The organism is Brevundimonas sp., from assembly GCF_016463485.1.
In the GTDB taxonomy this organism is placed as follows: Bacteria; Pseudomonadota; Alphaproteobacteria; order Caulobacterales; family Caulobacteraceae; genus Brevundimonas.
In genome coordinates, this window is sequence record NZ_JAEMRD010000112.1 from 1 (window position 1) to 10,892 (window position 10,892).

General features: G+C 68.5%; 10 protein-coding genes. 6 read left to right on the top strand and 4 right to left on the bottom strand.

Going from position 1 to position 10,892, the window contains the following annotated elements; translation table 11 throughout:
* Positions 1-1,618, top strand: a 1,618-nt coding sequence (locus tag JHC99_RS13990) for a gamma-glutamyltransferase family protein (protein WP_292155005.1), incomplete at its 5' end; no start/stop codon positions are given.
* 20 nt (positions 1,619-1,638) lie between these two features.
* On the opposite strand, the gene JHC99_RS13995 is transcribed toward JHC99_RS13990, so the two are convergent.
* Positions 1,639-3,111, bottom strand: coding sequence for a HAMP domain-containing sensor histidine kinase (locus JHC99_RS13995; RefSeq protein WP_292155007.1), 1,473 nt, complete (start codon positions 3,109-3,111; stop codon positions 1,639-1,641).
* 40 nt (positions 3,112-3,151) lie between these two features.
* Positions 3,152-3,874, bottom strand: coding sequence for a VTT domain-containing protein (locus tag JHC99_RS14000; protein ID WP_292155008.1), 723 nt, complete (start codon positions 3,872-3,874; stop codon positions 3,152-3,154).
* Positions 3,875-4,044: 170 nt separating this feature from the next.
* Between JHC99_RS14000 and rpmH the strand changes: the two genes are divergently transcribed.
* The 4 genes from rpmH to yihA are packed head-to-tail and all read left to right on the top strand — an operon-like array spanning position 4,045 to position 7,179.
* Positions 4,045-4,179 (top strand): 50S ribosomal protein L34, encoded by a 135-nt coding sequence (rpmH, locus tag JHC99_RS14005; protein WP_271145529.1) that lies wholly within the window; start codon positions 4,045-4,047, stop codon positions 4,177-4,179.
* Positions 4,180-4,220: 41 nt separating this feature from the next.
* Complete coding sequence (locus tag JHC99_RS14010) at positions 4,221-4,658, top strand: ribonuclease P protein component (RefSeq protein ID WP_292155009.1); 438 nt, start codon at positions 4,221-4,223, stop codon at positions 4,656-4,658.
* Complete coding sequence (yidC, locus tag JHC99_RS14015) at positions 4,655-6,493, top strand: membrane protein insertase YidC (protein WP_292155010.1); 1,839 nt, start codon at positions 4,655-4,657, stop codon at positions 6,491-6,493. The genes JHC99_RS14010 and yidC overlap by 4 nt, the downstream gene beginning before the upstream one ends.
* A gap of 29 nt (positions 6,494-6,522) precedes the next feature.
* Positions 6,523-7,179: a ribosome biogenesis GTP-binding protein YihA/YsxC gene (yihA, locus tag JHC99_RS14020; RefSeq protein ID WP_292155014.1), complete on the top strand. Its 657-nt coding sequence runs from the start codon at positions 6,523-6,525 to the stop codon at positions 7,177-7,179.
* A gap of 1 nt (position 7,180) precedes the next feature.
* Here yihA and JHC99_RS14025 read toward each other — a convergent pair whose 3' ends face one another.
* On the bottom strand, positions 7,181-7,681 hold the full coding sequence (locus tag JHC99_RS14025; RefSeq protein WP_292155011.1) for a surface-adhesin E family protein: 501 nt from the start codon (positions 7,679-7,681) through the stop codon (positions 7,181-7,183).
* 116 nt (positions 7,682-7,797) lie between these two features.
* On the opposite strand from JHC99_RS14025, the gene JHC99_RS14030 reads away from it, so the two are divergent.
* Positions 7,798-8,682, top strand: coding sequence for an alpha/beta hydrolase (locus JHC99_RS14030; RefSeq protein WP_292155012.1), 885 nt, complete (start codon positions 7,798-7,800; stop codon positions 8,680-8,682).
* Here JHC99_RS14030 and recQ read toward each other — a convergent pair.
* Complete coding sequence (recQ, locus tag JHC99_RS14035; RefSeq protein ID WP_292155013.1) at positions 8,663-10,558, bottom strand: DNA helicase RecQ; 1,896 nt, start codon at positions 10,556-10,558, stop codon at positions 8,663-8,665. The genes JHC99_RS14030 and recQ overlap by 20 nt on opposite strands.
* Positions 10,559-10,892: the final 334 nt, after the last annotated feature.

Below are 10,892 nucleotides of genomic sequence, written 5' to 3' on the forward strand. Positions count from 1 at the left end.
GGCCGTGGGGCCGTTCGTGGCGGCGGCCAATCCGCTGGCGGTCGAGGCGGGGCTGGGCGTGCTGAGGCGGGGCGGTTCGGCGGTGGATGCGGCCGTGGCGGTGCAGGCGGTTCTGGGTCTGGTCGAGCCGCAGTCGTCCGGACTGGGCGGCGGGGCCTTCATGATGGTCTACGACGGGACGACGCAGGAGGTCACCGCCTATGACGGGCGGGAGATTGCGCCGGCCTCGGCGACGCCGGAGCTGTTCCAGGAGGACGGCCGGCCGTTGCCCTTCATCCAGGCGGTGTTGAGCGGGCGGTCGACGGGGGTTCCCGGAGCGGTGGCCATGCTGGCGATGGCGCAGAAGGATCACGGGGCCCTGCCCTGGAGCGCCCTGTTCGACGACGCCGAGCGGTTGGCGCGCGAAGGGTTCGTGGTCAGCCCCCGGCTGGCTGGGATGATCGCCAGCGCGGCTCCCCAGGGCCGGACCCCGGCGGCCGAGGCCTATTTCAGCCTGCCGGACGGGCGACGGGCCGTGGCGGGCGACGTCCTGACCAATCCGGCCTATGCCGCCACCGTGCGATCCCTGGCGACGCAAGGGGCGCAGGCCCTGTATTCGGGGGAGATTGGCGAGGCGATCGTGGCGGCGGTGCAGGCGGAGCCGCGTCCGGGTGGCCTGACCGAGGCGGATCTGGCGGCCTACAGGCCGATCGAGCGTGGGGCCCTGTGCCGGCCGTTCCGGGTCTATGTGGTCTGCGTGCCGCCGCCGCCGTCCAGCGGGGTGGCGCTGTTGCAGTTGCTGGAGATGGCCGAGGCGACGCCGTCGCTGGCGGGCGGGCCGGATGATGCGCAGGCCTGGGTCGCCTTCGCCCAGCTTCAGCGTCTGATGTATGCCGACCGCGATCGCTATGTCGGCGACCCGGCTTTCGTCGGAGTGCCGGTGCAGGGCCTGCTGGACGAGGACTACGTCGCCGAGCGCGCGGCCCTCGCGCCGGGCCTGACCGGGCCGGCGACGGCGGGAACACCGCCGGGCGGAGTATTCATGGCGCCGGATCGGACTACCGAGCCCGCCGGTACCAGCCATATGGTCATCGTCGACGCCAAGGGGAATGCGGTCAGCATGACCACCACGGTCGAAAGCATCTTCGGCTCGGGCCGGATGGCGGGCGGGTTCTTCCTCAACAACCAGCTGACGGACTTCTCGTTCTCGCCGACGGCCGCCGACGGAACGCCCATGGCCAATGCCGTGGCGGCGGGCAAGCGGCCCCGGTCGTCGATGTCGCCGGTGATCGTGCTGGATCATCAGGGGCAGCTGGTCGGGGCCCTGGGGTCACCGGGCGGGTCGTCGATCCTGGCCTATAACGCCAAGGCCCTGATCGGGGCCCTGGTGTGGGGTCTGCCGATGCAGGCGGCGATCGACCTGCCCAATCTGGTGGCCAAGGGGCCGGGGTTCGGTGCCGATACGGAGATGTTCTCACAGGCCCTGCGCGAGGGCATGGCGGCGCGGGGCATCGCGATCCAGCCCAATACGACCGAGAACTCTGGGCTGCACGGGGCCCTGTGGCGTCGGGGAGAGAACGGCTGGAGCTGGGACGGCGGGGCCGATCCGCGCCGCGAGGGGCAGGCCCGGACCCACTGACGGCCGGTCACACGGCAGCGTCAGCCGGGCAGGCGCAGCTCGAAGGTGGTGCCCTCGGGGCCGGTGTGGAGCAGCCGCAGCTCGCCCCGGTGATTGGCGGCCAGTTCGCGTGAGATGGTCAGGCCCAGGCCGGAGCCGTCCGAGGCCTTGCCGCTGACGAAGGGCTCGAACAGACGTTCTGACAGGCGTTGAGGAATGCCCGGGCCGTCGTCCTCGATGCGGATGATGTCGACGCCGCCCTCGTGCACGGCGCTGAGGCGGACGGTGCCCTTGCCGCGCCCGGCGTCACGCGCCGGATCGCCCTCCACGGCCTGGCGGGCGTTTCGCATCAGGTTGACCAGGATGCGGTGCAGCTGGTCCGTATCGGCATTGACCTGGAACCGGGCCGGGATGGCCTTGACCAGCCGGACGCCGGAGGTTTCGAGGCCTGCGTCCTCCCCGGCGGCGGCGGCGGCGGCGGCAAGGGGGATGCGCGTCAGGACGGGCGGGGGCTCCTCGGACTTGCCGTAGTCGAGAACGTTGCGGGTCAGGGCGGCGGCACGGCTCAGCGCCCGCTCCAGACGCGGCATGGCCTTGGCCACATGGGGGTCGTCGGAGGAGGCCAGCCGCTCGGATGCGATCTGCGCCGAGGTCAGCATGTTCCTGAGGTCATGGTTGATCTTGGCCACCGCCTCGCCCAGCGCCACCAGGCGGGAACGGGCGCGCAGGGACTGGCGCACCTCGTCCTGCATCCGGGCCAGTTCGCGCTCGACCCGGCCGATCTCGTCGTGGCGGTCGGACGGAGTGGGGGCGACGGTCTCGGGGTCGGCGGCGAAGCCTTCGATCGAGCGGGTCACGCGGCGCAGGGGCTGGAGCACCAGAAAGGCCAGACCGGCGTAGAGCAGGGCCCCAGCCACAAGGGAGATGACGATCGAGACCAGCAGGCTGTTCAGCAGGAAGGCGCGCAGTTCCAGCTTCAGCGGCTGGGCCGGTGCCACCACGTCGATGAAGTCACCGGAGCGATAGCGCGGCTTGGCCCGGACGCGGATCTGGCGATCGGGATGGCCCATCAGGGTCACGACCGGGTCCCACAGGCGGGTCGCGAAGCTGCGGCCCCTCAGGTCGATGAAGTCGGGTGCGCGCGGCAGGTTCGGGGCCTGAAGCAGCTGGCGCATCACCCCCTGGTCCGAGATGGCCACGGCCGAGACCCCGCCGATACGCAGCAGCTGTTCGGCCGTGTCGTCATCGACGGCGTTATAGGGCAGGGCCTCGACCCCCACGGACGCCAGTTCCGCCCCTTGCAGCCGATCCAGCAGCCAGCGCTCGTGGAAGGAGGCGGCCGACGGGCCGACGATCAGGGCCTCGACCGCCAGGGTGAAGGCAAAGGTCAGCAACAGCAGGCGTGACGACAGGCCGTCCGGAGCATGGGGCGTCAGCTTCTCGGGCCAGGACAGCCGGTCGCCCGGGCTGACAGCCCGCCTGATACTGTCGAACAGATCGCTGCCCCCGCTCATGCCACGGGCCTCGCAAGGTTCGGGCCAGAGGTGCGGCCCATCAGCCGGCCTTCCCGCGCGACATCCGGGCCTGGACCGTCTTCAGTGCCAGAGGCAAGACGACGGCCAGGACGAAGACGCCCAGCATCGGTGCCCAGAACTGGCCGAACAGGGCCTGGAAATCCGGATCGGGGTCGGTGGCCAGAAGGGTGCTCAGCCGCGAGCCGATCCAGCAATAGATGATGTGGGCGGGCAAGAGGCCGATCACGGTGGCGACCGTATAGGGCGTCAGCCGCACCGCCATGACCCCGGCGGCGATGTTGATCATGTGAAACGGCACCACCACCGCCAGCCGCGACGCCAGCACGTACCAGAAGGTATCCTTGTCGATGGCGGCGCAGACGCGGGCCATCAGGCCGGCGTCACGCTCGGCCTTCTGGCGCAGGCTCTGGCCCAGGGCCGAGCGGGCCACGGCGTAGACGATCAGAGCCCCCAGGGTCGCCGCGATCGAGGTCGCTCCCCCCCCGACCCAGGGCCCGAACAGATAGCCGGCCGTGATGGTCACGAAGAAGACGCCGGGCACCACGCTGGCCGTCGCTATGGTGAAGATCGCCATCAGGGCCAGAAGGCAGAGGATGTAGCGGTCGTGGGCGAAGGCGGTCAGGGCTCCGCCGTGGACACGCAGGGTCTCCAGCGACAGATAGCGGTTCCAGCCCATGCCGAAGATCAGGGCGATCACTCCGACAAGGATGATGAGTGGCGCAAAACGCCTGATCCGGTTCATTGACCTGTCCTAGACGCGTTCGTGTCCGGTGGGGAGGCCCAGCCTGAATGAAGGCGGCCGGCGCAGGCTCGATCGGCGTTGACACAGAAGGCCTCGCCCCTTATACGCCCGCCTCCGGCTGTGGACGCCTCCTTGTCCATGCGCCAAACCCTTAGCCCCAGGAGCCGACCGTGAAGCGGACCTATCAGCCGTCGCGTCTTGTTCGCGCTCGCCGTCACGGCTTCCGTTCGCGGATGGCCACCAAGAACGGCCAGAAGATCGTCGCCCGCCGCCGCGCCAAGGGCCGCAAGAAGCTGACGGCGTAACCGTCAGTTTCTTGAAAGTCCTCTCCGCCCGGAGGGGATCCATGACGAACCTTCTCAAAATCGAGCGCCTGACGTCGCGGCCCCAGTTTCTGGCGGCCGCGAAAGGCGTTTCCCAGGCACGCGGCGCGGTCGTGGTCCAGAGGCTGGATCGCGGCGACGGCGACGATACCGTCCGCGTCGGCTTCACCGCCACTCGCAAGATCGGCGGGGCCGTGGTCCGGAACCGGGCCAAACGCCGCCTGCGCGAGGCCGCCCGCGCCCTGGTCGGGACGCATGGCAAGGCGGGCAGCGACTATGTGCTGATCGCGCGCATGGGCACGACGGCCCGTCCCTGGGACCGTTTGCTTGACGACGTGAAATCGGCGCTTACAAGGCTCGCGACCTCGACGACGGCGGGGCCCGCCCCCATTTCGGCGGCGACGCCCGCTTCCCCCACGACCGGCCCCGAAAAGCCCGGCCAGGATCCCAGACCCGCATGAAATCCGAGAACGCACGCAATACGGTGATCTTCATCGCCTGCACGGCGGTGATCCTGATCCTGTACCAGGTCTTCGTGATGCAGCCCCAGGCCGATCGCAGGAAGGCCGCCCAGGCCGCCGTGGTCGCCTCGCAGCAACAGGTTCCGGGTCAGACGGCGGGCACCGCGGCCCTGCCCGGCGCGAGCCCTGCGCCCTCCAGCGCGATCTTCCTGACCAACCGCACCCAGGCCCTGGGCTCGGCGGTGCGCGTGCCGATCGACACCCCGACCCTGCAGGGCTCGTTGTCGCTGAATGGTGGCCGCATCGATGACCTGTTCCTGAAGCGCTACCGCACAACGATCGACCCGAACTCCCCCTATGAGGAGCTGTTCCGGCCGTCGGGCATGGAGCACGCCTATTTCGCCGACTTCGGATGGCTGGCCACCAACGTTCCCGGCGGCGTTCCCGGCGACAACACGCCCTGGCGCCTGACCAACGGGTCGCGTCTGACCCCGACCACGCCGATCACCCTCACCTGGGACAACGGCCAGGGCCTGCGCTTTACGCGGACCATCTCGATCGACGACCAGTATCTGTTCAGCGTCCGCGACGACGTCCAGAACCTGGGAACCCAGGCCATCACCATCCGCCCCTACAGCCGCGTCCAGCGCCAGGGCGTGCCCGAGACTCTGGGCAAGAACCAGATCCTGCACGAAGGCGCGATCGGCACCTTCTCCAAGGGCGAGGGCTTTGCAACGCAACAGCTGAAGTACAAGGACTGGACCAAGAAAGAGGTCGTTTCGAACGACTCGACCGGCGGCTGGCTGGGCATCACCGACAAATACTGGATGGCCGCGCTGATCCCGGATCAGAAGGAGGCCGTCTCAACCGAATTCCGAATCCGCGACGCGTCGACCTACAACATCCATGAAGCCAGTCTGTCGGGGGCTTTGCGCACCATCCAGCCGGGCCAGAGCGCGACCGAGACCCAACGCCTGTTCGCCGGGGCCAAGCGCAACGAGATCCTTGCCGGATACGAGAAGTCGCTGGACCTGCCGCGCTTTATCTATGCGATCGACTGGGGCTTCCTGTTCTTCCTGACGCGACCGATCTTCATGATTGTGGAGTTCTTCTACGGTCTGGTCGGCAACTTCGGGGTGGCCATCCTGCTGCTGACCCTGTCGATCAAGCTGATCATGTTCCCGTTGGCCAACAAGAGCTACGAGAGCCTGTCCAAGATGCGTCTGCTCCAGCCCAAGATGGAGGAGATCAAGGCCAAGCATAAGGACGATCCGGCGACCCAGCAGAAGGAGACGATGGCCCTCTATCAGCGCGAGAAGATCAATCCGCTGGCGGGCTGTCTGCCCATCCTGGTCCAGATCCCGGTCTTCTATGCTCTGTACAAGGTGCTGTACGTCACCATCGAGATGCGGCACGCGCCCTTCTTCGGCTGGATCCGCGATCTGTCCGCGCGTGACACCACCAACATCTGGAACCTGTTCGGCCTGATCCCGTGGGATCCCTCGACCGCACCGCTGATCGGCAATCTGATCGGATCGCACGGCGCGGGCGGCGGCTTCACCCTGGCACTCAGCGTGCTGGCGATCTTCTACGGCCTGACCATGTGGCTGCAGACGGCGATGAATCCGCCGGCCGCCGATCCGGTGCAGCGCCAGATCTTCATGTTCATGCCGCTGATCTTCACCTTCATCATGGCGTCCTTCCCGGCGGGTCTGCTGGTCTACTGGTCGTGGAACAACATCCTGTCGATCATCCAGCAGTATTTCATCATGCACCGCTTCAAGGCCGAGAACCCGATCGATGACTTCTTCTCGCGCCTGAAGAAGGCGACGTGACCGGCGTCCCTCCCGCCTCGGACGGGCCGATCCCCGACTTCAAGGCCGGCGAATACGACGAGGCCGAGATCGAGGCCGCGCGGGTACTGTTCGCGCGGCCGGCGACCTTCGTCATGGGTGCCGCCAAGATCGAGCAACTGCCCGAGCCGAACCTGCCGGAAATCGCTTTTGCGGGTCGCTCCAACGTCGGCAAGTCCAGCCTGATCAACGGCCTGGTCGGGATGCACAAGCTGGCGCGGGCCTCCAACGAGCCGGGGCGCACCAGAGAGGTCAATTTCTTCGACCTGGACGGAAAGATGCGGCTGGTCGACCTGCCCGGCTACGGCTGGGCCAAGGCGTCCAAGACGACGGTCAAGAAGTTCCAGGACCTGGGTCGCGACTATCTGCGTGGCCGGGTCACGCTGAAGCGGGTCTATCTGCTGATCGACGCCCGCCATGGGCTGAAGTCGGTGGACAAGGACGCGCTCGACGCGCTCGACAACGCCGCCGTCAGCTATCAGATCGTCCTCACTAAGGCCGACAAGATCAAGGCCCACGAGCGCGAGACGGTGCGTGAGGCGACGCTGAAGGCCATCTCCAAACGCCCCGCCGCCTTCCCGTCCGTCATCGTCACCTCGGCCGAGAAGGGTCTGGGCATGCCTGAACTGCGGGCCGAGATCATGCGTACGACCGGGGCCGTGCTCTAGGTCAGCGACGGCCGGCGTCGATGAAGGCCTTGATCGACGGGTAGGTCGGGGGTGTGCCCCGCGCACCCTCGCAGGCCACGGTGGCGATATAGCTGTCGAGAGAGTTGTCGTCGTAAGGCGTGAAATCCTCGCCGAGCTCATACCGACCCGTCACGGCACCGGTCGCGTCATGCTCCGTCTCGGCCAGGGCGCGGGACTGTTTGGCGCGGCATTTGAACTCCATCTCGACGGTGATGTGGCTCTGGTCACCGGCCGCTTCCGCGCTGAGCGGGACGCGGGCCAGGGTGATCGAGGTCATGTCACCCGTGATCTTCAGGCTGGACACATCGACCATGTAGACGCGCGTGGCGCTGCGCGAGACGGCGTTCCAGTCTTCGCCCGCAGGTGCGGCCGGCGTCTCCTGTGCCGGGGCAGGCGTTGCGGGCGGCGGCGTGTCCTGGGCAAGAGCCGGGGTGGCTGCAAGGGTCGCGAGCGCGGCCAAGATGACGGATATGGATCGCATGGATGTTTCCCCTGACGTCCCTGTCGTTGGGGCGATATCATCAGTGTGCGGCCTCGTTGGCAAGCGCGACGATGTCTGCGCGACTTCCGCCACGATCGCGCGTTAGAGCCCCTGGTATGACGCGCCTGTTCCTTGCCCTTCTTGCGCTCCTGACGCTCGTTCCCGCCCTGGGTCGGGCCCAGACGGCGGACGCGCCCTTCCAGTCGGACCGGATCGTGGTGACGGTCCAGGGTCGGGGGCCGGACGTCATCCTGATCCCGGGCCTGGCCTCGACCAGCGAGGTGTGGCGCAGGACGGCCGATCGGCTGGATGATCGATATCGGGTGCATCTGGTTTCCATCCGCGGGTTCGGCGACATCGCACCGGCGGCCAATGCGCAAGGCGCGGTGATCGGTCCGACGGCGAACGAGGTCCGGCGTTATGCGGCCGATCAGCGTCTGGACCGGCCTGCGGTCGTGGGCCATTCGCTGGGCGGGCTGGTCGCGCTGCGGATGGCGGCGGACGGCGGCGACCGCATCGGCCGGGTCATGGTTGTCGATGCCGCCCCCTTCTTTCCGGCGCTGATCAGTCCGGGGGCCACGGTCGGCGATGTCGAGCCCCTGGCGCGGATCGCCTATCAGGCCCTGACCTTCCTCGGCGACGAGGCCCTGCGGATGCAGGGCACGGCGATCGGCGACCAGCTGGGCGGGGCGTCCGACAGCCTGTTCAACTCGGTCGGCTGGCAGGGCGGCGACCGCCGGACCCTGGCGCAGGGCCTGTATGAGGTCATGACCACCGATCTGCGGTCCCGTCTGCCGGTGGTCCGGGCACCGGTCACCGTGGTGTATGGCTGGAGCCCCGACGACGCGTCGCCTCGCGCCCGTGTCGATCGCCTGTTCCGGGACAGCTACCGCAACCTGCCCCGCCCCGCCCGTTTCGAGCCGATCGAGGGCGCCGAACATATGGTCATGATCGACCAGCCGGCCCGGTTCATGGCGGCTCTCAACCGGTTCCTTCAGTAAGGGCGGCAAGCACCGCCTTGCCATACCGCTCGACCTTCGACTGACCCACGCCGGATATGGCGGCCAGGGCTTCGAGATCGCGAGGCTGGCGGGTCGAGATCTCCAGCAGGGTCTTGTCCTGGAAGATGACGTAGGGCGGGACGTGCTGTTCGGACGCGCGGTCGCGGCGCCAGGCGCGAAGCGTCTCGAACCGGGCGCGCACGTCGGCGTCGAGGGTCTCCAGCGCGGCGTTGCGGTCATTCCTGACGCGGCCGGCGCGCGGATTGCCCGAGCGGGTCGAGGCGTCGAAGCCGGCGGGGGCGCGGCGGACTTCGATCGTTCGTTCCCCCCGATAGACGGCGCGAACCGCCTCGGCGTCGCCCAGGCCCACCAAGGGCTTGCCGTCGTTGGGGTCCTCCAGCAGCAGACCCTCGAACAGCAGATGATCGATGATGTCGCGCCAGCTGTTCGGAGACGTGTCCTTTCCGATGCCCCAGGTGGACAGGGCGGCCTCCCAGGGCTGGACCTCCTTGGTCTTGCCCAGCAGATGATCGACGACGCGGCCGCGTCCGAAACGGCCTCCCAGCCGCTGGACCGCCGCCAGGGCCTTCTGGGCCGGGATGGAGGCGTCGAACATCATGGGCGGATCGGCGCAGACGTCGCAGACGCCGCAGGGTTCGGCCGCGGCCTCTCCGAAATAGCGGCGCACGGCCTGGGGGCGACAGACGGCACCGTCCAGCATGGCGAACAGGCGGCGTGCCTTGGCCGTCTGGACCGCCTTGACCTCCTCGGCCATGGGCCGGCCTTCGAGGCGCTTCAGGGTCCAGGCGATGTCGGAGGGGCCGTACAGGGTGATGCCCTCGGCCGGTTCGCCGTCTCGTCCGGCCCGGCCGATCTCCTGCCAATAGGCCTCCAGGCTGCCCGGCGGATCGGCGTGGATGACGAAGCGGACGTCGGCCTTGTCGACCCCCATGCCGAAGGCGATGGTCGCCACCATGACCGCCCCGTCCTCGGCCAGGAACCGCTCGAGGCGGCGGTCGCGCTCGCGGTTGTCCATGCCGGCGTGATAGGCGATGGCGTTGGTGCCGGCGCTGCGCAGGGCCTCGGCGACCCGGTCGCAGCCGTCGCGCGACCCGCAATAGACCACGCCTGAGCGGCCCTTCCTCTGGCGGACCAGGTCGATGACGGCGGCGTCGGTCCTGGCCCGTGACGCGCTTTCCTTGCGGATGGCGGACAGTTGCAGATTGGGCCGGGCGAAACTGTCGACGAAGACCTCGGCGCCCTCCAGACGCAGGGAGCGCAGGATGTCGTCGCGGGTCCGGGCGTCGGCGGTGGCGGTGACGGCGATCCGGGGGACGCCGGGGAAGATCTCGGCCAGACGGCCCAGCGTCCGGTAGTCGGGGCGGAAATCGTGACCCCACTGGGAGACGCAGTGGGCTTCGTCGATGGCGATCAGCGAGAGCGGCAGTTCATGCAGCCGGTCCAGCAGGGCCCCGGACGCCAGGCCTTCGGGCGAGACATAGAGCAGGTCAAGCTCGCCCGCCCGCGCCTGACGCCAGATGGCCGACCGGTCGTCCATCGAGACACCCGAATCCAGCCGCGCCGCCGCCACCCCCTGTTGTTTCAGGGCCTCGACCTGATCGGTCATCAGGGCGATCAGGGGCGAGACGACGAGGCCTAGCCCGGGGCGCAGGATGGCCGGGATCTGATAGCAGACCGACTTTCCCCCACCGGTCGGCAGCACCGCCAGCACGTCGCGCCCGGCCATGACGGCCTCGACCACCTTGGCCTGAAGCCCCCGGAAATCGGCGTGACCCCAGACCCGGTCCAGCGTCTCGCGCGCCTGGTCCAGGCCCGGCCGGGCCGGTGGATCGCGCAGGATTGAGTCGGGGAGCATCGGCGGGTTGTGCCTGATCTGTTCCGGGGTGTCACGGGATGGAGTGGTGGCTAGTGGTTGGTTGGTGGTTTGTGATTTGTGGCTGTGGCATCCTAGACGCCAAGCCATGGCGGCCGACGGAGCCCGCTGCCAGATGCAGCAACCACAAATCACCAGCCACTGATCACCCTCCACACACGCCTCTCCGCCCTCACGCGCCTCCCCGGATCGGCCTCGGCTGCGCCTCGTTGTCCGGGGATGACGTGATTCAACGGACTCCCGCCGCAAGGCGTCGGGAGGTGGGAAGGGCCGGCGGAGCGTCCGGGCCTTCGCCCGGAATAGGGGTAGTGATTAC